The following is a 22,497-nucleotide window of genomic DNA, read 5'->3' on the forward strand; positions in this document are numbered from 1 at the left end:
TTTTATTCCTTTTCATAATCTTCTCATATTTTAGCAGAAGCTATTAAATATAGGCTGTTTGGAGAAGTAGTTTTGAACCTACAAAACATTCAGTACGCCAAAGAGTATGACGGCAAGATAAACGAGGTAAACGCAGTCCAGGGCTATTACTTGCCAAAGCTTAAAGCCATGTTCTCTACTCCCCCAATGAATAAAGCCTGAGTCAGTCCCCACTGTTGTCGTAATTTTTTGAGGGTTTCATCTAACTGTTCTGCCCCCCAATGGGCTGCCCAGACAGCAGCAATCAGAACTACAACCCAGATCCAAATACTCATATCATAAAAAAGTAGGGTCAGGACGAGTAATGTGAATTTCCCACAGGGCTTTGACGTTAGCTAACATTTCCCGTAACCAATAGGGACTCATTCCACGAAGTCCATATCTTTCTCGATCTGGAGTTCCTAAGCCAGCTACGTTTACTCCTAAATGACGACAAGTATAGACAGCACGAGGCAAATGATAGCGTTGGGTAATAACAACCGCCCGATGTACGTCAAAGGTTTTGTGAGCGCGGTAACAACTTTCGTAGGTGCTAAAACCTGCATAATCTAAAATAATATCTTTAGTCGGTACACCTAGATCGTGGGCATATCGCTTCATTGCCATAACCTCATTGTGAAAGATCGTGCTATTGTCTCCCGTCATGAGCAGCTTATGAATGCGATCGCTCTGGTAGAGTTCGACAGCATATTTCACTCGGTCAGCTAACATTGGGCTAGGAGTTCCATTTGCTGACAAACCCGCACCAAATACAATAGCAATATCTTCTTGGGGAACTCGATCCGATTGAGAATAGCGATCGCTACTGGTGACTAAAGTAATATAGCCCGTAGAACTTACGGGTACTGCCAACGCAACAACTAACAACCAGAGCATTATTGTTCGCAGTCGAGCTAACCTTCTTAAAGATAGATGGGATTTTCTTCGTCTCCTATAAGATTTGTTTTGAAACATGATTAAAATGACGATCGCCTAAATATTCAATTACCGCTCGATCGCGTGCAGACTATCTTTGAGTAGGGAAAAAGCACTTATCAGCATGAAAATTACCAGCAAACAGCTAGCTGCCGTATCCGCCCAAAGCCAATGAAAGGAGAAAATAGCTAGTGCTGCTATCAGTAAACCCAACGAGCTTGCACCATCGGCGATCGCATGAAGGAATACGCCCCGCACATTCAAGTTATGGCGATCTTCGTAAAGCAAATTGGCATTTATCCCTTTAACTATCAGTCCTAATGCTGCTATAGCTAACATCGGCAAACCAGCTTCAGGAGTAGAAGCCCGAACGTCATGCGTAATCCCCCAAAGGATCGACGTTGCTACTGCTAATAAAATCAAGCTATTAACGGAGGCTGCTACAGCTTCGATTTGCTGTGGATTTAGTGGTAATTTGCTCCGATTAAAATGCTCGACTAACCAAGCAGCAGCTATAGCGATGGCGATCGCACTTAGATCGACAAAAAGATGTCCAGATAGAGCGATTAGGGATAAACTATGTACCCGAAATCCTGTAATTAATTCAGCCAAAAATAGTCCGCTTCGCAGACATAAAACAATCCACAAGAGTTTGAGTGGTTGAGTTTTAGATTTTGTTTTAGATATATTGTTCGTTTTGATATCTAGCATTAATTCTTCAATATTCGGGCGACTCTTTACAGAGTGCTTTTTTGCCGACCTAAGACTTGCCTGTTTCTTCGGAACTACCAACGTTTTGCTTATAACGAGCAAAAAATAGAGCAGTACCAATAAAGCCCCACACAGTTGTAGAGATCATCAAGACCTTTTGTAGGGGCAGAATTTCTTCAAGATTCGCTCTTATCCCAGCTTTGTTCTCTGTTGTATTTGGATTGGTATCAGATGCACTATTTTCCTGCTCCAGCGAAATGCTAGCAATGTCGCCATGCCCAGCTTGACGCACCTTAACATCCCAGTTACCCGACACCTGAGATTCTGGAACAAAAGTGAATTTTCCTTCGCTATCAGTTGTTCCTTTAAGCCAAGGATTAGAAGGATCATCAGGGGAATAGACTATAGCTTGAGCATTTGCCATCGGAGTTCCATCATCAAAAGCTGCCCTGATGACAATAGCGGGTGTCTGTTGATGTTTAATGTTTGCTCCGTGAGCCAAAACAGAATCGGCAATTGCAGCATTGGCAATGACCAGCGCAAAAAAATACCATTTGTTGATGTTGGAAAACATTTTCATGTGTTTGGTAAAAATTATTCTTGTAGTTCGTCTAAAATAGTTTCTACAGCCACTACCTGCTCGGTTTTACCCTGCTGTTGATAGAGTTTTATAGCTTCTTCGAGGGCAGTAATGGCTTCTTCGATGCGCTCTCTTTGTCTTAACGCCACTCCGAGATGGTGATAAGCTTTGGCATCCTTGGGAGCAAGAGCGATCGCTTGACGATGTTCGACAACCGCCATTAGGTAATCCTGCTGTTCTAGGAGAATATCGGCGATCGCTTTTCTGGTTTCCACCGCATCGGGTTGTATGTTGGCAGCTTTACGATACTCGACTAAAGCTGCATCTACATCGCCTTCTATCTGTAAAATTTGACCCACCTGAAAATGAATCTCGCCGTCATTAGGATTTAACTCGGCAGCCCGCTCAAAAGCTGCTATGGCTTTAGGAGTATTGTTTAGATTCAACCAAGCTATTCCGATATCCAGTTGAATAGTACTTTCAGAGGGAGCGAGTTTAGCTGCTTGCTGTAAAACCTCGATCGCTTTGGCATACTGTTCTTTCTGAAGTAAAATCGTTCCCATAGTGCGATAAGCGAGGGCATTATCTGATGCGAGGGTAGTTACCTGTGAAAAAGCATCCAATGCGCCATCGTAGTTTTGTTGGCGTAGCAGCACTATTGCCAAACCTAAATGAGCATTTACCAAATTGGGATCGAGTTTGATAGTTTGATTGTAGGCATCGGCAGCATCAGCATAAGCTTCAGAATTAGCGAGGCTGTAGGCTAGCCCTAAATAAAAATGAGCATTGTCACTTTCTATAGCGATCGCTTTTTGAAAAGCATCTGCTGCTGCGGGAAAGTTAGACTGGGTTGCTTGCACATAACCAATTGCCGAAAAGACTCGCGGGTTTCTTTGTTCTAAACTAATGACGTGCTGGTAAGCATTTAAAGCCTCATCCAGTTTACCCTGTTCTACTAATTCATTGCCTTGGCTCAAAAGCTGATTGATTTCTACATCAGCTTCCCATTTTTCTAATGTCTCATTAGGTGAATGAGCATATACAGGAAGCATCGTTCCGATTATTCCGTTCACTAGAACGATCTTAAATATAAGTAGCTTTAACTGCATTGATTGTTTTTGATTGATGCTGAAAAACCACCGCTTAGTCTTCAGCAAAAAATTCTCGATCATTTGGTTTAAAAGTATAAAACTGTCTTGGAAACAATAGCATTAATGATCGTGTTCGGAAGCGTTAGCGAAATTGCGATCGCCCTGATAGCCTGATAAATCTGCTAATTCTGCTAGCGTTTTTTCTCCTTGATACGATTTCCCCTCGATTTCCCAGGTGGGGAAAGCCTGAATACCCGCTTTCATACAAAGGTCAGGTTGGGAATTTTCTCCCTGGGGATGGCACTCAATATAATTCAATTGAGCTGCTGCCTCTTTACCAAATAGCTGTTTTTGATTCTGACAGTGAGGACAGGTAAAAGCCCCATACATTTTTGCCCCAATCTGCTTTAAATGTTCTGCTAGACCGAGTTCGGCAGCACTAGAAGTAGTAGAAATGGCATAGCCATTAGTGGGTTCAGCTTCAACACGAGGATTATTAACGTTGGCATACACCCCCAGCGTTCCTACTATGACGACCAGAGCTACGATTACCCCCGAAAACAACAGTTTTCCGATGTCTTCCCAGTAGCGACCGATAATCGACAAAATAAACAGACAGGCTGAAAATACGGCAGAGACTATACAGTACATACAGGGAGCTTTGATGACAAAGGCGAGTAAATACATCAGATAGCTGCTAAACACCACCATTGCCGTTCCCCCCAGAAACAGCAATAAACCCGTCCACTGTTCGATATTGGCGCGTAGTTTCTTTTTCTTCGGAGAAGTTAGCAACAGAGGCGCGATGGCAAAAACAATCATGCTCAAATAGCCCAAAAAACCAAAGAGAGTCAGGGGTAAACCAAACACAGTGGCATAAGGACTCGATAGCACCACATCGCAACCACCCGTCGGACAAGCTGCCGTTCCTTGGGTCAGTTTAATTACTGTCAAATATCCCGTTCCCACCGCGCCAATGCTGGCGATTCCTGCCATCAAAGGACGCGACCATCGATAAATCCAGGGAGTAGAACCTCTTCGTCTCATTAAAAACCTCACATCAACCTTTTACTTAACTGCTATAACCGATTTATTCTCGAACCCAATTCCAGGCTTCAGTAGCGCGGTCGCGATCGAAGTATTTAGCTTCAAAGAATAGTTTTGTGGGTTGTGAAATCCACTTTTCCCATTGTTTATCGCCGACCAAAGCAAGGCGTTCAATGTTGTCTTTGTGTTTAGTGTCAAATTTTAAATCTTGCCAGAGAGCATCCAAATTCCAACCTTCAAAGTTGTCCATGTCCCAAACCAAGCGGATCTTTCCTTGTTTGCGAATCGTTTCTTCTAGCAGTGGGATTAGAGTTTCAAAATCTTTTTCCGTGAGTTTTTCGCTCACTTTAATCCCGATAACTTTTTCCGAACTTTGATTCATTAATTTATACATTTGTGATTCTAATTGCTTTTGTATTTACTGTTTTCAACTTCAGTTAACTTTCAAAACCCGACTCGCATTGAAAATCGCTAATAATGCAACCCCGACATCGGCAAATACCGCTTCCCAGAGAGTCGCCAAGCCGATCGCACCGAGTAAAATAAAGAGTGCTTTAACTGCCATTGCCAGAATGATGTTTTGCCAGACAATAGAGTGGGTTTTACGAGCGATAACTATTGCCTCTGCTACTTTGGAAGGGGCATCGTCCATTAACACCACATCGGCAGTTTCAATCGCTGCATCCGAACCTAATGCCCCCATTGCCATTCCTACATCGGCTCTTGCAATTACGGGTGCATCGTTAATCCCATCCCCCACAAACGCCACTTTGCTTTTTTTATCCGACTGACGAAGGTACTGCTCGATCGCGTCTACTTTATCTTCTGGGAGTAATTCGGCTTTGTAGGTATCTAAACCAAGTTTATCGGCAACATTCCGAGCCACGACTCGGTTATCTCCCGTCAGCATTACGGTTTCGGTAACTCCCGCTTTTTTGAGTCGGGCGATCGCGATTGCTGCATCTGATTTGATTTTGTCGGCGATTAGGATATAGCCAGCATATTTCCTATCTATAGCTAGGTGAACTACCGTACCTTCAACGTTGCAGGTATCGTGGTCGATATTGGCTTTGTGTAACAGGCGATCGTTTCCTGCAAAAACCTCCATCCCCCTAACTTTGGCTCTTATACCGTGTCCTGGTATCTCCTCATAATCAGTGACATCAGAATTGGTAAGAGTAATGTCAGACGCGCCAATTTCGTTGTCGTAGGCTTCCACAATCGATCGCGCTACGGGATGATTTGATTGAGATTCGGCGATCGCAGCAGTGGTTAATACTTCTTTTTCGCTATAGCCGTTGTACGGTGCTATCTGAGTTACTTGAAACACCCCTTCGGTTAACGTTCCCGTTTTATCAAAAATTACCGTTCTGACATCGGTTAAAGCATCAAGAAAAGTCGAACCTTTGACTAAAATTCCTCTTTTAGCTGCACCACCAACTCCACCAAAGTAACCCAGAGGAATACTGATAACCAATCCACAGGGACAGGAGATAACCAACAAGACTAATGCTCGATAAATCCACAGTTCGCTGGTTTGGTCGGGAATTAATAAAGGCGGTAATATAGCAACTGCTAAAGAAAGAAAAACTACTACGGGAGTATAGTAACGGGCAAAGCGAGTAATAAATTTCTCTGTCGGGGCTTTTTTACTGCTAGCGTTTTCTACCAAATCTAAAATTTTAGCGATGGAAGATTCGGCAAATAGTTTGGTGACTCGAACGGTCAAACTACCTGTTTGGTTAATTACCCCCGCTAGAATTGTTTCCCCTTTTCTGACAGTGCGAGGTACAGATTCCCCTGTAAGTGCCGAAGTATCTACCTGCGAACTTCCCGACAATATTTCCCCATCTAAAGGAACTTTCTCCCCTGGCTTGATAACAATCGTATCTCCGACTTCAACTTTTTCGGGATCAACCTCCCTAACTACTCCATCAATAATTAAGTTTGCCGTATCTGGGCGAACCTCTAATAATGCCTTAATCGAACGACGCGATCGTCCGACGGCAAAACCCTGAAACAGTTCTCCGATCTGGAAAAACAGCATCACCGCTACAGCCTCGGGTATTTCGTGAATCGCGATCGCTCCTAAAGTAGCAATGGTCATCAAAAAGTTTTCATCGAAGATTTTACCCCGCAGTATATTACGTCCCGCACTGGTTAAAACACTCCAACCACTTATTAAATAGGCAGGAATTAAAACTGCATACTCGGCGATTGCACTAGGAGTATCGTGTAAAGGCTGGTTAAAGATCAACCCGACCAGAAATAGAACGGAAGCAATACTAAGGGGTATTAGCTCTCGACGTAAATTAAACTCACCATGTTCGTGGCTGTGGTCGTGTCCGTGACTGTGATTATGACTTTCATCGGTAGAACAACAACCAGGGGAATGTTGGTTTGACATTATCTAAACATTTAAACAGTTTTATATTTGAACAATTGAGTACTTGTTCAGATAATATCCAAAAAAAACTAATTTAGCAATGGAAGAAAGAATTAAACTTCGTCTAAATGCTCGGCTACTTCCCGATATAGATTGGCAATATGCGCGTCTGCTAGGCTGTAGTAAACATTACGACCTTCACGGCGATGCTTGACTAAGCGAAGATTTCTTAGCAACCGCAATTGGTGAGAGACAGCAGAATCACTCATCTTAACTACTGCTGCCAAGTCACAGACACAAAGTTCGGTACTAGACAAAGCCGAAAGAAGTTTGAGCCGATGGGGATCTGCCATTGCCCCAAAAAACTGAGCCATCTGCTGTGCTTTCTCTGTGGTAACGATTTCAGACTGCACCTGACGTACTTGCTCTATGTGAACTAAAGGCGAATCACAAGTTGGTGCGCTTGATTCTGGAGAGGATTGTTTTTTTGATTTACTAGCTTTGCTCATTTGTAGACTCTAACCCCGATCGGCTTTGTTAATAACAATGCTGGGTTAATAGATTTTTGGGTTTGCTCTTATGATAATGATACTCATTTTAAACTTGAGTGTCTATTCAGATGAACAAATAAAATGATCGCTCATGCTTTTTTAGTGATATTTAGGCAGTCTGATTATGAAACTGCTTCCTCGATTAATCTCGCTTTGTACCTCGATACTACCATTGTGTGCTAGAGCGATCGCCTTGGAAATCGCCAAACCCAATCCCGAACCACCTGTTTGCCGAGAGCGATCGCTATTGACCCGATAGAAGCGATCGAATATCTTCTTTTGTTCTGGTGGGGCGATGCCAATTCCCGTATCTCTGACGCGAATTACAGCTTCATTGTGTTCTGATTCGAGAATTATCGTTATTTCCCCCGAACTAGGGGTATATTTGATGGCATTGATAACTAAATTGGATACTAAACGGTATAACTGTTCCGAGTTCCCTTTTACCGTAAGGTTTTGGGATGTATTAATTTGCTGCTTTAATTGCAGATTGGCAGAAATAGCCAAGGCAGCGAATTCTTCTGCTATGTCGCTAACTAAATCGTTAAGGATGACAGATTCGATTTCATTTGAACTTTTGACACCTGATAATTGGCGGTCTAAACGGCTTAATATCATCAGATCGGAGACAATTTGCGATAACCTTTGATTCTGTCTGCTTACAGTTTGTAGAGTATTTCTAGCGTTAGCGTCCGTTAGTCTTGGTTTCATTAAGCTAGACTCTACCGTCGCTCTAATCGCAGCTAAAGGGGTTCTCAGTTCGTGGGCAGCATCGGCGGTAAACTGCTGTATCTGACGGTATGAACGATAAATCGGTTGCATGACTTTACCAACTAGCCACCACGCCCCAACAGCAATCAAACTCAAAATAAACGGGAATCCTACGATTAGCACTCGCCTCATCGTACTGGTGTATTTCTTTACCTCTTCAAGCGATCGCCCTACCTGAAGATATCCCCACACGAGATTATCTTTGGTGTGTAGAGTTAAAGTGGTTTGTCGATAGGGGAAACCATCGTCATCCAATAGTTCCAGCCATTCAGATTTAGTGGGAGTTAGAGGTAGAGATTTAATCCGTTTACCTGCGATCGCTACAGGATTTCCTTCAGAACTCAGTAAGCTCACATAATATTCAATCTTGTAAATTGCTTCGACAGGCATCAATGAGGAGTTATCTGACTCATAGCAATCATCGCTGTAAGGACAAATATCTGGTAATAAATTACTTACATTCGACTCTAATGTTCCTGGACGATCGAGGATAGTGACAAACCCATTGTGCAGAGTATTCGCAACAGAAGTTAATTCGCGATCTAAAGTAGCTTTGTATGCTTGAGAGAGGGCGCGATCCAGACTGAATTCGCAGACAATTAGAATTATCGCCATCACGCTGACAAACCAGATTGCTAGCTGACGACGAGTTTTACTAAACAGTAAATTTCTATTCATCACTATCTTGAGCTAAACGGGGATGAGAATCAAATCGATAGCCCAAACCATAAATACTTTCAATTGGGTTAGCACAACCGCACTGTGCTAGTTTGCGTCTTAGCAACCTAACCTGGGCAGCCACTACATTACTCATGGTTTCGGCATTCCAATCCCAAATCTGCGATAAAATCTGGTCGCGACTGACAATGCGATCGGGGTGACGCATAAAATATTCTAGTAGTTGAAATTCTTTGCTGGTTAGAGGAACTTCTTTTTCCCCCTCTTCAGGATTGCAAACGCAGACGCAGTTATTGCTATAGTCGAGAGACAGACAACCCAAACTTAACTTTGCAGGTGCGAGTTCGGGCGATCGCCTTTGTAATGCCCGTATGACAGCCAGTAACTCTGCCATGCCAAAGGGTTTGACTAAATAATAATCAGCACCACTATCTAAGCCCGTCACTTTATCTTCTACCGCACTTTTAGCGGTCAACATCAACACGGGTAAAGGACTGTTTTGTTTTCTCAACCGTCGTAATAATTCAACACCCGATAATCCAGGCAGCATCCAGTCAAAGATCGCTACGTGATAATTAGTCCACTTAGTTTCCAGATAGTTCCAGGCTTCACCTCCATCCTTTACCCAATCAACTACGTAGTTATGTTGATTCAACATATCTTTGAGGGCTGTACCCAAATCTGGCTCGTCCTCCACTAAAAGTATTCGCATTTATCATATAACCTATTAAATTCTGCCAACGTTGTTATTTAAAATCTAATTTGTCAGACCAATGTTTTTTTAATAATCTGTTATTCATTGTCGAGTAAATAGTAATTATTTTAATCGACTAAAGTATATATTTTGATTTTTAAAGCACTCATATTGCCGAAAAATTATTAATAATCTTTTTACTTACATAAGATATAAAAATGAAAAAATGATGAAATTACTTTCTCTCTACAGTCATAAATTGCAATTCATTCATTAGAAAGATGCTGATGTAATTCAAGCCCTATAGCTTAGATATTATAGATAACTACACCGTATTGAATTAAAGAAAATTATGACTGCTACTCAAACTCAATCATCCAATCTAGACTCCTGTATTCAGGCTTGCTTGGATTTGTCTAAAAGACTGTGAAAACTGCGCTACCGCCTGTCTCAATAGCGATATGGTGCAAGTGCTGAATCTTGCCGTCAACACTGCGATTAGAGATGCTCTCTGACCGAGAGCCTCTCTCGCAGTCAGATGGCATCCGCATAAGCTTTGACCGTTACTGGCTGTCGAAGCGCGAGTATTTACCAGCCAGTAATTATGCTTCCATTTGGTATTTCCCAAAAAAGCTCAAGCATACCCTTGACTCTACAGTTGACTATAGGGTTTAGACTAAATTTAATTCCCAATTTATACATAGATTAAACAAGATGAATAGTGCCACCTTAAAACAAGAAAAAGTCAGAGTCTACAGAATGCTTACCCCAGAACATGAATGTCCTTGGGGAGTAAAGACAGTCAATCTACTTGAAGAACAAGGGATTGATTTTGAAGATCATAAACTGCGATCGCGTGAAGAAATAGACGCTTTTAAAGCCAAGCATAATGTGAATACTACGCCTCAGATTTTTGCAGGTGACGAACGTATTGGCGGATATACCGATTTGGCAGAAAAGTTAGATGTCGAGGTAGAAGAGGAAGAAGAAGAAACCTCATATGTTCCTGTCATCGCTGTATTTTCCACGGCAGGATTGATGGCTTTAGCTACGACGTTGGGTATTACTGGCTTTATGGGTTATTCTTTGTCCTTGCTAGCTACCCTAAAGCTAATGGACATCGAATCTTTTGCCCAGGGATTTGAGAAATACGATCTGATAACTAAAAAAATTAGACCCTATGCCAAGATATATCCTTTCGCAGAACTGGCAATTGGATTGGGCTTTTTATCGGGGGTTGCACCCATAGCAACGGGAATCACTTCTTTATTTATCGGTGTAAGTGGTGGGATTTCGGTATTCAAAGCAGTCTATATCGATAAGCTAGACCTAAATTGTGCCTGTGTTGGTGGAGGTTCGAGAACCCCATTAGGTGTTGTTAGCTTTGCCGAGAATGCGATTATGGCAGTCATGGGGGGAGTTCTGCTGTTCAATACTTTTACAGGGGAAGCTGAAACAACCAAAATTAAAGAAGCCGAACCTGCTGCTGTGGTTAGATTGCAGGATGCTAGTAATTAGCAATAAGTTATAGTAGGGATAATCAATCTAATCTCATTCTTACCAACTTGAAGGTTTATTAATTGTTTGTCCTGAATTGTTTATCAAGCTGTTAGGAAATTGTGTATTTTTAAACAGTACTGTCGGCAAGGTCTTATTCTTATCTGCTGCATTTCTTAGCTCAGTGGCAGCACCTCTTCTCGGATGTCGAGAGGGAATATAGACCGTTACTTGAATTTTAGGAAATCTTTGTTTTACTAGCTCTACAGCAGGAACTAAATCGGAATCTCCAGAAACAACTATTATGCGATCGCAGTTGTTTTGATAAGCATCGTCAAGCATTTGTAGAGCAATATTAACGTCAGTGCGTTTTTCTTCGTAATCTGAGTAGCTTTTTTGTGGATTTGTACAGTTTGATACTCTGCATTTTCTTTGTCTAGATTTGTACAAACCATAAATTATTTGTACCAAATTTAAAGTTTGTAGAGCTTGAAAATATATATCTTGTCTTACTTGGGCATTGCCACTTACTTTGGCTGTGAAGTAATAAATTTTTTGAATATCATCATCTTGCCTAAGCAATTGGAAATAGTGTTCGAGATTCAACCATTTATCATTACTATTCTTCATTACGCCATAGTAAAAATTGAATCCATCTATGTAAACTATGCTGCGATTACCCAAAATTATTTTATCAATCTACGATACACCAAACACCAATTATATATTCAGTTTTTTGGAGTTTCTGAAAATAAATCGGATTCGGTCTAGATAATTTTATGTAATCTGAAGTTTTTCGGGTTTATTTGCTTATGTAGTTGTAGCTTCGCTGAAATGAGAAACCGCTCTAACAAATTGCTAGAACGGTTTTTTAAATTCTTTTGTGACAGGTATCCATGTAGGATACCCAACCAACATAATGTTGGGGAGTTGTATATATATATTACCACCTAACAACTGTATTTGCCACTTTATCTTTTGACGCTTGCAGAATTTCAATATTACTTCAGCTACTCTTAGGTAATTTAGTCACAAACCTACTTCCTTTCCCGAACTCGCTTTGCACTTCCAGACTGCCATTGTGAGCTAGAGCGATCGCAAGAGCAATAGCTAACCCTAACCCAGAACCGCCCTTACTTCTGGAGCGAGCCTTATCTACGCGATAAAAACGGTCAAAGATACGCTTCTGGTCTTTTTTTGCAATACCAATGCCCGTATCGCGGACACTAATTACCACATCATTATGTTCTTCTATCACACTCAATGTTACTGTTCCCCCTGCTGGGGTGTATTGAATCGCGTTAGTAACTAAATTAGTAATTAAACGATATAGCTGAGTGCGATCGCCGACTATCTCTACAGGTTGAGATATTTTTATCTGGGAACTAAGCTCAATCTCTGAAGCCATCGCTAGGGCTGCCAAATCTTCTTCTACTTCAATAATTAAGTTTGCCAAAGCAATTTTTTCTCTCTTTTCGTGGGAGGTATTACTATTTATCTCACCACGGACATCTCGCGCACCTGGGGCAACCCCAGGTGACGTGTCCTTATCTATACGACACAGGATTAATAGATCTGCCACTAAATAAGATAATCGCTTGTTCTGACGCACGATACTTTTGAGGGTATCTTTGGCTTTATTCTCAGATAGATTGGGTAGCATCAGATCGGATTGAGCCGTAGCTTGAATAGCTGCGAGGGGGGTTCTGAGTTCGTGGGCAGCATCGGCGGTAAACTGCTGCATCTGCTGATAGGATTGGTAAATAGGGCGTATCGCTAATCCAGATAACCACCAGCTAGCCCCTGCTACCATTAACACTACCAAAGGCACTCCCAGCAGCAGCAACCATCTGACATTACCAACATAAGTATCAAAATCTTGCAGACTTCTACCAACTTGAAGATAACCCCAGTTCTTACCTCGCTGAGTGTGTAAGAGAAAAGAAATTTGTCGATAGCGAGTACCTTCAGCATTGCTTAGGGTTTCCCATTCCTGCTGATTAGACACTTGAGGTAATTCGGGCTGCATTCCTGCTACCGCTACTAATTTTTCACTTAGATCGAAAAGACGTAAATAATATTTATCTTGCCCGATTACTCCTAATCGCAGAGATTGAAAGCGATCGCGCCTGTAGCAATCTGTTTCGACGAGGCAGGTATTTGGCAATAATTCTTTTACTTCAGGTTCTATTTCACCTGGCTGTTTGAGAACGGGTAACAGACTGTCGTGTAGAGTCCCCGCTACCGATTTTAATTCCTGGTTGATGGTAATACGATGGGCATGGGCAACAGCTTCATAAAATCCCAAAGCACAGATAAACAAGACTATACTCAGGATTGCTGCATACCAGGTAGCCAATCGCCAGCGAGATTTAGAAAAAAGTCGGTTTTGCTTCACATCAAAAGGTTAACTTAAAAATTCCCGATTATGCTTGAGGCTTGAAACAATAGCCCAAACCGTAAACTGTTTCTAACATCTCATCGCATCCATATTTGGTTAACTTGCGCCTTAACAAACATACCTGGGCTGCTACTACGTTACTAGGTGGTTCTGCACCAAATTCCCACAGGCGATCTAAAAGCTGTTCGCTGGTAACGATTTGTTCGGGATGCTGCATAAAATACTCTAGTAGCTGAAATTCTTTTTTCGTTAGCAATACCTGCTGTTCTCCCGATTCTTCTTGCAGCCAAAAGGTATTAGTAGCGTAGTCTAAACTGAGATTACCTACCTGCAATCTTTTAGGTTGTAATTGAGGGGTTCTTCTCTGTAAAGCTCTCAATCTTGCTAATAGTTCTGGCATATCGAAGGGTTTAACTAGATAATCATCTGCCCCTGCGTCCAAGCCAGTTATTTTGTCCTCCATGCTGTCTTTTGCCGTCAACATCAGTATGGGTAAAGCCTTTTGCTGTTGCCTAACCCGCTTGGTTAATTCTATTCCCGACATTCCAGGCAATAGCCAGTCAAAAATTCCCAGATGATATTCTTTTAGTTTAAAGAAATCCCAAGCATCAAGACCATCTACAGCCCAATCTACAACGTGATTGCTATGGTTTAAACTCTGCTTAATCGCAGCACCTAAATCTGGTTCATCTTCAACTAGCAATATTCTCATACAGGACATTAGTTCTAGGTCATCAACACTATTTTGAGGCAAGCTTATTTGCTCAAAACTGTAACTATTTATTCTGTCATGGATTTATTAAATGAAGATGAAATATTTTTTTTCTCCGCTTTTTTTCTTATTTCATTCCGATTTAATTGTCGTATGTCAAAGTTGCAATTAATAGATTTATACCTTGCTTTGTTACTACGTATTCATTGAATCAGTTAATTTATAAAAAAAATTACTGAGCCGATTTTTAAAGCAAAAAAACAGATTTAAAGGCTGTTTTTTGAGTTGAAGCTGTAATAGCACAAGGTCTAAATAAGCAAACATTTGTAACTTTTGGGATAATAACTGTGCTAAAAAATGTATTTGTATCTTCTGCATTGACAATTTCTACTTTATCAATTGGGATTAATTCTTTAGTTCTAAAACCCTCAAGAGCCGTGGAACTAACTGATGGAAGAAGAGCTTTTGAAAGTTCTCTTAATCTCACTCGCGCTGCTGCCAATTTTAACAGTCGTAATAATTCAGCAGCCAGATATCAATTTACAATCGAAGTTCCCGAAGATGCAGGAGAGGCTCTAAAATCGGTCAAGATTACTCAGAAAGAAAATTCCGATACTGTTATTTTTAAAACAGACAAATCAAAGGCTTCACTGGGTAGCAGTTTATCAGGTGATAATATTCCTTTGGCTGCGGTGGGAGGAGAGTCTCAGCCTGGAGAAACCACCGTTGTCTTTGATACTCCTGTAGAGCCAGGAAATACAGTCACAATATCCGTCAAACCAAAGCAGAATCCTTCTGTGGACGGAGTATATCTATTTGGTATTGCTGCCTATCCTAATGGAGAAAATAGTCCAGGTTTATACCTTGGTTCTGGTCGAATTCACATTACCGAATAATCTTTTTAAAGAACGAGAGCGATCGGGCATAGTCTATCAGCTACGACGATCGCCGCAATTTTTTTCTTGAGGATTATTAACTCAACCAATTTCTTTGATTAGCGAAATTATCCAGGCTAAAACAATAGTAATTAAGACAAAAAGTTCTATTATTTTAAGCAAAGAGATAAATAATAGCCATTGCTTAACTTTCTCAAACCCTAAATTAGAACGCCATTGAGAAAGATGTTTTTTCCACAAAGCAGGACTATCTTTACTGCGAAATCGCCAATTAATGATTGATAAGATTAAGGGCAGACCTCCGATTTTAACACTCATTAATAAATGAAGTGAGATACAAGTTAATAAAATTAGCCAAGAAATGAGATGGGCATAATACCAGGTATGATTAAGTTCTCCTTGAGGTAGCCACTTTTCATCCATCATCTTGCCAGAAAAAACAGCAAAAGTTAGTGCGAAAATACTCAAAGTATTAACTAAGCGATGCAGAGTATACCACCAGATTGGTTGTCCAAATTGAGTCAGTTTATTAATTGAATCTGACTGAATTAGTCTTCGTTGACCCTGATGAAAAGCATAGACAACAAATAGAGGAAAGATCAATAAAGTCCATAACCCAAATGTCCCATGAATACCCTCAATTTCTGTATATCTAGGTAACGGAATTCTCCCCCAACGTCCATCATAAACATCATAAGTCCAAAAAGCAGTAATTATGGCTGCGAGCGCAAATAAGCCAGTTAAACCGTGAAGAATACGTAGTAAGAATGGTTGATAAGGACTTGTAAATTTCGCCGACATAAAATTTGCTTATCATGAATTATTTATAAGTTATTTTTTAGTCTAACGTGAGAGTCTAACCAGCAGAATTTGTTTAAACTGTAATAGTTCGATTCAGTAATTGGGAAAGAAGTTTTATTGAGAAAGAGAGTGCTAATTCTCAAAGGTTTTAACTGTTCTTCTTGATTTATATCTCAAGCACATAGTTTTTGCACGCCTGCTTAGCAAATGTCAGCAATTACTGACAATAGGGAAAAAATGAAAAAAATATGAGAATAAAAAGTCAGTTCTAACATTTATAATAATAGACAATTTAAGATTGTTAAAACACTTTAAATCATAATTAATGAATTTAACCTCAACAACTTTTTTAGCTTTAGGGCTAGCAGCCGATGCCTTTGCTGTTTCTCTTACGAGTGGTTTGCTAATACAAAGAATTAAAATTAATAAAGCTCTAAAAATTGCTTTGTTTTTTGGTGCTTTTCAATGTTTGATGCCTTTAATTGGTTGGGGAGCAGGGATTAATTTTAGTAATCTTATTGCCGATTATGACCATTGGATTGCTTTTGGGTTGTTGAGCTTTATTGGAGGCAAGATGATTTATGAATCATGCCAATTAGAAAGCGAGGGCAAAAAATTTAACCCCCTAGATTCCTACACTCTGTTAGTTCTGGCGATCGCAACTAGCATCGATGCCTTGGCTGCTGGTTTAGGACTATCTTTACTAAAAAGTTCCATTATTTTAGCAGCAAGTTTAATTGGTATAATCACTTTTTGTTTATCTTTTGTTGGAGTTTTTATTGGTCATAAAATTGGCGATAAACTAAATAATAAAATTGAAATTATGGGGGGATTGATTTTGATATTTATCGGTAGCAAAATATTATTTGAACATTTAACTGCCTGAATCGGTATCAATACAATAAACGTATTAATAGCCTTTATTCTTTAGTCGATGACTTATCTTTAAGAGCGATCGCTGGCATTTATTTCACATTGTCAGATTGATACTACTTACTGTTGGGACGAGTAGTTTAATCGGTTCTGTCTTATTTCAAGTTTCTAATCTACAGCCAACTCAAGAGATTTCATACTGATTTAATACTCTTATGTCATCTTAGTTTGAAGATACGACTTTAGCTTGAAACTTTGCCGATGACCGCAAATACTACAAAAACTCAAGGGTCAATGTCAGATGATAATGAGAACTCACCAGAAGATTCTCTAAAATCAGATCGCGTAACCGAAGAGGTTACGTATCCTTCAACTGTCGAACCAGATAAATTAACAGAAACCGATTCTCAACAGGAATCAGCCTCCAATTTTAAACTTGGCAAAACCCTTTTGGGACTGGGCGTTTTCGCCCTGCTGACAGGAAATATTTTGGTATTAACCAACCACCTCAAGCCTTCTAGCTCAATGGCAGAGATGGAAGGAATGGATCATGGCAATATGTCTCATGATGAGATGATGGCGGTAGATGGTTCGTTTAATCCCAATCCTGTCCGAGTAGAAACCGTCAAACCCCAGGTATTAGAAGCCAGCGTGAGCTATACGGGAACGATTAAACCCTATGAAGAAATTATGGTTTATCCCCGTGTGGCGGGACAACTGACAAACTACTCGGTTTACCCAGGCGATCGCGTTACCGCAGGACAGCCTATAGCTACCTTAGATGCTTCAGAGTTGACTACGGGTGTCGCTGAAGCAGCAGCAGAGGTTAGCACGATGGAAACTGACCTGGAGATGAGCAAGATTGAGGTAGATGAACAGAGAAGCGCGATTGCCCAGATTGAAGCCGATCTCGACTATCTCAACCTAAAAAAAGACCGCTTTGCCCGACTGGTCAAGGATGGGGTGATTTCCCAAGATGAGTTTGATGTAGTAGATAGCGAAGTCAGAAGTAAAGAAGCTGCCCTCAAGCAAGCACGGGTGAAATTGGCGAGGATGTCAGCGATGGTAACTAATAACCGCGCCAAGATTAATCAAGCTAAAGCTAAAGTCGATACTGCCAAAGTGATGCAGGGTTACACCACCATTACTTCTCCCATTTCGGGCATCGTGCAGGAACGGAACGCCGATCCTGGGGTAGTGGTTCAACCGAGTATGGGCATAGTCAAAATCGGCAACTACAATCGGGTACGCTTACAGGCTAACGTCGCTCAAAGCGATGCGGTTAATATTCGTCCTGGGGCGACAGTGATTGCTACTGTTCCTGGTAGTAACATTGCGCCAATCAAAGGAAAAATTACCAGCATCTTTCCCCAAGCTAATAGTCAAACTCGGACGGTAACTGTAGAGGCGGTTATCGATAATCTCGATGGGCAATTACTGTCTGGTAAGTTCCTCGAAATGAAGATCCTCACCGCCCGTAAACCCAGTGCCATTACCGTTCCTCAAGCTGCGGTAGTGGAATTTCAAGACCAGCCTTCAGTTTGGGTAGTCGAAGGGGATACGGTAACAGCCCAACCAGTTACTTTGGGAATGTCAACGGGAGAAAGGGTAGAAGTCACCAGTGGTTTAGAATCGGGACAAGCGGTAGTAACTTCGGGTCAAAATCGCTTGGTAGAAAATGCCCCCATAGCGATAATTAACCAGTCCGAACAACCTATCGCATCTAATAAAGCTGCTACTCAAGATATTCAAATTCAGTTAATCAGCCCCGACAATAACGAGGTAGCGATGGGGGATGCCCAACTGGTAATCGAAGTAAAAGATGCTCAGGGTCAACCATTGGATATTAAAGACCTAGAAATGAGCGCGTCTATGCCAATGAAAAACATGGCACCGATGTCTGCCCCCGTAGAAGTTCAGCCAGACGGTAAGACAGGTAGATTTAAAGCCGATACCTATCTCAGTATGAAAGGGGATTGGACAATTACTGCCCAAGTCAAAGACCCGAAAAATAGAGGTAAGCAAGAGTTTACCGTCAAAGTTCAGTAGCAACTCAAAGCTGCACAAGTTTTTCCCTCAGTCCATAAAACCAACTATCCCAGACAGGGACAGTTTACCCATACAAATTTTTATCTACTAACAAAAATACCAACCATGAAAAAACTAATCTTAATCTTACTTCCTTTAAGCTTTCTCACTTTAGCCTGTAGCCCCGCTCAAAGTGATACTAACGTTATTTCTACCGCTCCAACGGAGAAGGCTCAAAATAAACAGGATAGTACCGCTACCGTAAATCTAGTCAGCCCCGATCCCCAAACAGAAATTCCGATGGGTGAAGCGCAGATGATTTTAGAAGTAGTGGATAGTAACGGCGAACCAGTCAAAGTAGAGAGCTTAGATGTTAGCGCGATGATGCCAATGGACGGTATGTCAGACATGATGGGCAAGGTTGAGGTGACACCAGCAGAAGAACCAGGACGTTTTAAAGCTACTACCTATTTCGGAATGCAGGGAACTTGGAACGTAGTTGCCAGCGTTAAAGACCCTCAATATCAGGCAAATCAAGAGTTTTCTTTTGAAGTTAAATAGTTTGATTCTTTTAATTCACACAGCTATCTAATCTGTCCAAATCCTCCACCTCATGAAAACGTTTTTTACCCGTTGGTCAATCCGCAATCCCGTTATTACCGTTGCCCTGTATATTGGGGTGCTGATTCTCTCTGTTCTAACCTTAATCGTTATCCCCGTGCGGATGATGCCCTATGTACAGAGTCCTCTGGTGGCAGTAATTACTAGGACTCCTGGTTCATCGCCAACAGAAGTAGAAACCTATATCAGCAAACCCATCGAACAGCGCATGACTGTCCTCGACGGAGTGCGTTTTGTACGTTCTAGTTCCCAGCAGGATTTATCTATCGTAACGGTGCAGTTTGCCTGGGGTGGAGATGTAGATAAGGCAGTTCGAGATGTACAAAGTGTAATGAAGTCGGCAGAGGGAGACTTACCTATTGATGGGATTAATACCCGTTCTTATTGGGTATTGCCCATCGATCCTTTAAATCGTCCCGTCCTAACTTTGGCACTAAAAGCTGAAGGTTGGGATCGGGTAAAGCTAAGAGAGTTTGCCGATAATACTTTGGTCGATCGCCTGACGAGCGTGCAGGATGTCCAGTCAGTATTTATTACAGGCGGTTATCGCCGACAGCTACAGGTAAACGTAGATCGCCAGAAGTTAGCAGCCTACGGACTTTCGATTCTTCAAGTTAGAGATGCGATCGATAATAATAACGTTAGTAAGGGTGCGGGGGTATTAACTCAGGGGGGAGAGGAGATTTTAGTCCGTGCTGACGATCGCGCTCTTAATGCTGGAGTAGTTAAGAATTATCCGATCTTGGAAATAGAGGGACAGATTGTTTATGTTAGAGATGTGGCTCAGGTAAAAGATACTTACGAAGAGCGTCGCAGTGCCTATCGTTACAATGGCGAACCCGCTTTGGCAGTAAACGTCATTCAAAAACCCGACTCCAGTTCTCCACAAGTGATTGCCAGAGTTAGAAAAGAACTAGAGAAAATCGAATCTCAGTATCCTGGGCTTGAATTTGAAGTGGCTTATGATAATTCCTTTTTGGTTGAGTTAATCAAAGATAGCACTACGGGAGAACTGTTAATTAGTGTGGCACTAGCGGGGTTAGTTATCCTGCTATTTTTAGAAGATTTTCGGGCAACGGCGATCGTCATGATTTCTATCCCGACTACTCTGGCTCTTTCGATGCTGCCGTTTATTCCTTTTTCGATGTCCCTCAATTCCTCAACTCTGGTGGGGATGATGATGGCAATAGGAAAACTGGTGGATGATTCGATTATTGTAATTGACTCTATCGATCGCAAGTTAAAAGAAGGTAAAACTCCCCGACAGTCAGCTATCCAAGGTACAGGAGAAGTATTTTTAGCCAGTGCTGCTGCTAGCTGTGTGATGATTGCTGCCTTGTTACCGACTATTTTATCGGGAGGTTTAACGGGGTTGATGTTTGCAGGGTTAATTCTGCCGATGGTGTTTGCCTTTATCGCCTCGCTAGTAGTTTCAATTACTTTAATTCCCCTCTTGGCAGCCTTTTTTCTTAAGCCGATTGGCGAAACAGAAAACAATCGTCAGACATGGTTGCAATGGTTATTATCTCCCTTCCGTTTAGGTTTTCAGGCGTTAGAAAAGGGTTACGGCTGGTTACTAGATATTTGCCTGAGAAATCGAGAAATTACTTTAGCGCTCGCAGCTGCTACTGTTGTGTTAGCCTTTGCTCTTTATCCCTTTGTCCCTCAAGAGATGATGCCCTTGGGAGATTCGGGGCAGTTTACCGCCACTATCGAACTGGAAGCAGGAGCATCTTTTGAACGCACAAACCTAGTAGCACAACAGTTTGAGGAGATACTGTTAGAACAGCCTGAAGTCGAAAAAGTATCTTCTAATGTCGGCTTTGAAATTACCCGCAACAGTACCTACTTTAGTGGTTACAGCATGGGTAGCGTCAATACAGCTTCCTCCGTTGTCACTCTCAAAGATTTGAACGAACGTAACCGTGATATTTGGCAGATTATGGATGGGGTAGAAAATAAAGCCCGTCGCACTATTCCAGGTTTACGGCGCATTGCTATTAAAGAGATGGGTGTAGATGTGATGGCTACTTCTGCTGCACCAATCCAAATTGCCGTATACGGTGAAGATTTGGATATTCTTTATCCTTTGGCAGATAAGGTACTAGAAATTGCCAAAGACACTCCTGGGCTAGTCATGGCGCATACTAGTTCGTCATTATCTCAACCCGAATATCAACTCCAGATAGATCGCCGTCGCGCTCAAGAATTGGGCTTGAACATCGAACAAGTAGCCGAACAAGCCCGTTACGCTCTTAATGGTGGATTTACTCGCAAATACTATAACCGTCCCAACCTGAGACAGAATGACATATTGGTTCGATACCAAGAAAGCGATCGCGCATATGCTCAAAACCTCGCAGCTACCTATATTACTACTCCTAACGGACAGCAAGTACCCCTCAGTACCGTTGCGACGTTAAAGCGGGAAAATGGTCCAACTTTAATCGAACACGTAAACGGTAAGCGAGTAGTTTATGTCAACGGTTACTATCGTAAGTCTAGTCCTGCTTCGATGGATTTATCAATGGCGATCGCAATGAAGGCTGGTGAAGAATTAGATTTTCCTCCAGGCTACGGTTTAGATTCGATGGGAGATATGACCGATATGATGATTGAATTCGATCGTCTGCTCAAAGGTTTAATCGTTTCTATTGTTCTGATTTACTTAATTTTAGTAATTCAGTTCGGCTCATTTATCCAACCTTTAGTTATGATGCTATCTATTCCCCTACAGTTAATTGGGGTATTTGGTGCGTTAATGTTAGCCCAACAAACTCTTTCTTCTGTCTCCATTCTGGGAATTATTATTCTCTCTGGGATTTCTGTTTCTTCTGCCATTCTGCTACTCGAACTCATCCTTACTAAGCGACAAGAAGGAGTACCCAGAGCCGAAGCCATACGCCAAGCGGGACCAGTAAGACTCAAAGCGATCTTTATGACCACCTTGACTACTATGATCGTGATAGTGCGACTGGCTTTTTATCCCGAAACTGGCATGGATGCTTATTCTCCCATTGCTACAGTAGTTTTAGGTGGACTGACTGTTTCTACCTTGCTGACTCTAATTGTGATTCCCATTGTTTATACCTTCGTTGATGACATTACTCAGGGGTTAGGTAGATTACGGAAAAAGTCACGTTCTTCTCGCAAACGACTACCTCAAGTAGAGTCTTGACTCTCTAGCTGACTAGAGAGTTTAAAA

The 22,497-nt window shown here is 41.5% G+C and carries 22 protein-coding genes; 6 read left to right on the plus strand and 16 right to left on the minus strand.

The window, feature by feature from the left end:
- Window positions 1–146 precede the first annotated feature (146 nt).
- The 12 genes from I4641_RS02810 to I4641_RS02865 form a co-directional block, all read right to left on the minus strand.
- Window positions 147–314, minus strand: coding sequence for a hypothetical protein (locus tag I4641_RS02810; RefSeq protein WP_229638918.1), 168 nt, complete (start codon window positions 312–314; stop codon window positions 147–149).
- A gap of 1 nt (window position 315) precedes the next feature.
- Complete coding sequence (locus I4641_RS02815; protein ID WP_229638919.1) at window positions 316–915, minus strand: SanA/YdcF family protein; 600 nt, start codon at window positions 913–915, stop codon at window positions 316–318.
- A 108-nt stretch (window positions 916–1,023) separates the two neighbouring features.
- Window positions 1,024–1,665, minus strand: a complete 642-nt coding sequence (locus I4641_RS02820; RefSeq protein WP_229638920.1) for a cation diffusion facilitator family transporter — start codon at window positions 1,663–1,665, stop codon at window positions 1,024–1,026.
- A 49-nt stretch (window positions 1,666–1,714) separates the two neighbouring features.
- Window positions 1,715–2,245, minus strand: a complete 531-nt coding sequence (locus tag I4641_RS02825; RefSeq protein WP_229638921.1) for a carboxypeptidase regulatory-like domain-containing protein — start codon at window positions 2,243–2,245, stop codon at window positions 1,715–1,717.
- 14 nt (window positions 2,246–2,259) lie between these two features.
- Window positions 2,260–3,318 carry a tetratricopeptide repeat protein gene (locus tag I4641_RS02830; RefSeq protein ID WP_229638922.1) on the minus strand — a complete coding sequence of 353 codons (1,059 nt, stop codon included), beginning with the start codon at window positions 3,316–3,318 and terminating at the stop codon, window positions 2,260–2,262.
- A gap of 138 nt (window positions 3,319–3,456) precedes the next feature.
- Window positions 3,457–4,383 (minus strand): vitamin K epoxide reductase family protein, encoded by a 927-nt coding sequence (locus I4641_RS02835; protein ID WP_229638923.1) that lies wholly within the window; start codon window positions 4,381–4,383, stop codon window positions 3,457–3,459.
- A gap of 43 nt (window positions 4,384–4,426) precedes the next feature.
- A complete protein-coding gene (locus tag I4641_RS02840) occupies window positions 4,427–4,765 on the minus strand; it encodes a SpoIIAA family protein (RefSeq protein WP_229638924.1) in 339 nt (112 codons plus the stop codon).
- Window positions 4,766–4,816: 51 nt separating this feature from the next.
- A complete protein-coding gene (locus tag I4641_RS02845) occupies window positions 4,817–6,790 on the minus strand; it encodes a heavy metal translocating P-type ATPase (protein WP_229638925.1) in 1,974 nt (657 codons plus the stop codon).
- A 92-nt stretch (window positions 6,791–6,882) separates the two neighbouring features.
- A complete protein-coding gene (locus I4641_RS02850) occupies window positions 6,883–7,278 on the minus strand; it encodes an ArsR/SmtB family transcription factor (RefSeq protein ID WP_229638926.1) in 396 nt (131 codons plus the stop codon).
- Window positions 7,279–7,419: 141 nt separating this feature from the next.
- Entirely contained in the window at window positions 7,420–8,769 is a 1,350-nt protein-coding gene (gene rppB, locus I4641_RS02855) for a two-component system sensor histidine kinase RppB (protein WP_229638927.1), read from the minus strand.
- Entirely contained in the window at window positions 8,762–9,481 is a 720-nt protein-coding gene (gene rppA / locus I4641_RS02860; protein ID WP_229638928.1) for a two-component system response regulator RppA, read from the minus strand. Before rppA (I4641_RS02860) ends, rppB begins: the two co-directional genes overlap by 8 nt.
- Before the next feature lie 364 nt (window positions 9,482–9,845).
- On the minus strand, window positions 9,846–10,091 hold the full coding sequence (locus tag I4641_RS02865; RefSeq protein ID WP_229638929.1) for a hypothetical protein: 246 nt from the start codon (window positions 10,089–10,091) through the stop codon (window positions 9,846–9,848).
- Window positions 10,092–10,177: 86 nt separating this feature from the next.
- Between I4641_RS02865 and I4641_RS02870 the strand changes: the two genes are divergently transcribed.
- Window positions 10,178–10,981 (plus strand): glutaredoxin family protein, encoded by an 804-nt coding sequence (locus I4641_RS02870; RefSeq protein WP_229638931.1) that lies wholly within the window; start codon window positions 10,178–10,180, stop codon window positions 10,979–10,981.
- A 39-nt stretch (window positions 10,982–11,020) separates the two neighbouring features.
- Here I4641_RS02870 and I4641_RS02875 read toward each other — a convergent pair whose 3' ends face one another.
- From I4641_RS02875 to rppA (I4641_RS02885), 3 genes are all read right to left on the minus strand, one after another.
- Window positions 11,021–11,644, minus strand: coding sequence for an NYN domain-containing protein (locus I4641_RS02875; protein WP_263858102.1), 624 nt, complete (start codon window positions 11,642–11,644; stop codon window positions 11,021–11,023).
- 322 nt (window positions 11,645–11,966) lie between these two features.
- A complete protein-coding gene (locus I4641_RS02880) occupies window positions 11,967–13,358 on the minus strand; it encodes a sensor histidine kinase (protein ID WP_229638933.1) in 1,392 nt (463 codons plus the stop codon).
- A gap of 28 nt (window positions 13,359–13,386) precedes the next feature.
- Window positions 13,387–14,073, minus strand: coding sequence for a two-component system response regulator RppA (gene rppA, locus I4641_RS02885; protein WP_229638958.1), 687 nt, complete (start codon window positions 14,071–14,073; stop codon window positions 13,387–13,389).
- A 347-nt stretch (window positions 14,074–14,420) separates the two neighbouring features.
- On the opposite strand from rppA (I4641_RS02885), the gene I4641_RS02890 reads away from it, so the two are divergent.
- Window positions 14,421–14,969 carry a DUF2808 domain-containing protein gene (locus tag I4641_RS02890; protein ID WP_229638934.1) on the plus strand — a complete coding sequence of 183 codons (549 nt, stop codon included), beginning with the start codon at window positions 14,421–14,423 and terminating at the stop codon, window positions 14,967–14,969.
- Between the two features lie 81 nt (window positions 14,970–15,050).
- On the opposite strand, the gene I4641_RS02895 is transcribed toward I4641_RS02890, so the two are convergent.
- Window positions 15,051–15,770: a cytochrome b/b6 domain-containing protein gene (locus tag I4641_RS02895; RefSeq protein ID WP_229638936.1), complete on the minus strand. Its 720-nt coding sequence runs from the start codon at window positions 15,768–15,770 to the stop codon at window positions 15,051–15,053.
- 325 nt (window positions 15,771–16,095) lie between these two features.
- Here I4641_RS02895 and I4641_RS02900 point away from each other — a divergent pair, with 325 nt between their 5' ends.
- The 4 genes from I4641_RS02900 (at window position 16,096) to I4641_RS02915 (ending at window position 22,470) form a co-directional block, all read left to right on the plus strand.
- Entirely contained in the window at window positions 16,096–16,656 is a 561-nt protein-coding gene (locus I4641_RS02900; protein ID WP_229638937.1) for a manganese efflux pump MntP, read from the plus strand.
- 248 nt (window positions 16,657–16,904) lie between these two features.
- Window positions 16,905–18,692: an efflux RND transporter periplasmic adaptor subunit gene (locus I4641_RS02905; protein ID WP_229638938.1), complete on the plus strand. Its 1,788-nt coding sequence runs from the start codon at window positions 16,905–16,907 to the stop codon at window positions 18,690–18,692.
- A gap of 105 nt (window positions 18,693–18,797) precedes the next feature.
- Complete coding sequence (locus I4641_RS02910) at window positions 18,798–19,232, plus strand: FixH family protein (protein WP_229638940.1); 435 nt, start codon at window positions 18,798–18,800, stop codon at window positions 19,230–19,232.
- Between the two features lie 52 nt (window positions 19,233–19,284).
- A complete protein-coding gene (locus tag I4641_RS02915) occupies window positions 19,285–22,470 on the plus strand; it encodes an efflux RND transporter permease subunit (protein WP_229638943.1) in 3,186 nt (1,061 codons plus the stop codon).
- Window positions 22,471–22,497: the final 27 nt, after the last annotated feature.

Source organism: Waterburya agarophytonicola KI4 (genome assembly GCF_020640915.1).
GTDB lineage: Bacteria > Cyanobacteriota > Cyanobacteriia > Cyanobacteriales > Xenococcaceae > Waterburya > Waterburya agarophytonicola.

What these genes read in the sequence shown, in the direction of transcription:
- I4641_RS02840 (WP_229638924.1), bottom strand. Translation starts at nt 4,765, where the DNA reads ATGAATCAAAGTTCGGAAAAAGTTATCGGGATTAAAGTGAGCGAAAAA.
- rppA (WP_229638928.1), bottom strand. Translation starts at nt 9,481, where the DNA reads ATGCGAATACTTTTAGTGGAGGACGAGCCAGATTTGGGTACAGCCCTC.
- I4641_RS02900 (WP_229638937.1), top strand. Translation starts at nt 16,096, where the DNA reads ATGAATTTAACCTCAACAACTTTTTTAGCTTTAGGGCTAGCAGCCGAT.
- I4641_RS02905 (WP_229638938.1), top strand. Translation starts at nt 16,905, where the DNA reads ATGACCGCAAATACTACAAAAACTCAAGGGTCAATGTCAGATGATAAT.
- I4641_RS02810 (WP_229638918.1), bottom strand. Translation starts at nt 314, where the DNA reads ATGAGTATTTGGATCTGGGTTGTAGTTCTGATTGCTGCTGTCTGGGCA.
- I4641_RS02820 (WP_229638920.1), bottom strand. Translation starts at nt 1,665, where the DNA reads ATGCTAGATATCAAAACGAACAATATATCTAAAACAAAATCTAAAACT.
- I4641_RS02850 (WP_229638926.1), bottom strand. Translation starts at nt 7,278, where the DNA reads ATGAGCAAAGCTAGTAAATCAAAAAAACAATCCTCTCCAGAATCAAGC.
- rppB (WP_229638927.1), bottom strand. Translation starts at nt 8,769, where the DNA reads ATGAATAGAAATTTACTGTTTAGTAAAACTCGTCGTCAGCTAGCAATC.
- I4641_RS02915 (WP_229638943.1), top strand. Translation starts at nt 19,285, where the DNA reads ATGAAAACGTTTTTTACCCGTTGGTCAATCCGCAATCCCGTTATTACC.
- I4641_RS02870 (WP_229638931.1), top strand. Translation starts at nt 10,178, where the DNA reads ATGAATAGTGCCACCTTAAAACAAGAAAAAGTCAGAGTCTACAGAATG.
- I4641_RS02835 (WP_229638923.1), bottom strand. Translation starts at nt 4,383, where the DNA reads ATGAGACGAAGAGGTTCTACTCCCTGGATTTATCGATGGTCGCGTCCT.
- I4641_RS02910 (WP_229638940.1), top strand. Translation starts at nt 18,798, where the DNA reads ATGAAAAAACTAATCTTAATCTTACTTCCTTTAAGCTTTCTCACTTTA.
- rppA (WP_229638958.1), bottom strand. Translation starts at nt 14,073, where the DNA reads ATGAGAATATTGCTAGTTGAAGATGAACCAGATTTAGGTGCTGCGATT.
- I4641_RS02845 (WP_229638925.1), bottom strand. Translation starts at nt 6,790, where the DNA reads ATGTCAAACCAACATTCCCCTGGTTGTTGTTCTACCGATGAAAGTCAT.
- I4641_RS02815 (WP_229638919.1), bottom strand. Translation starts at nt 915, where the DNA reads ATGCTCTGGTTGTTAGTTGTTGCGTTGGCAGTACCCGTAAGTTCTACG.
- I4641_RS02825 (WP_229638921.1), bottom strand. Translation starts at nt 2,245, where the DNA reads ATGAAAATGTTTTCCAACATCAACAAATGGTATTTTTTTGCGCTGGTC.
- I4641_RS02895 (WP_229638936.1), bottom strand. Translation starts at nt 15,770, where the DNA reads ATGTCGGCGAAATTTACAAGTCCTTATCAACCATTCTTACTACGTATT.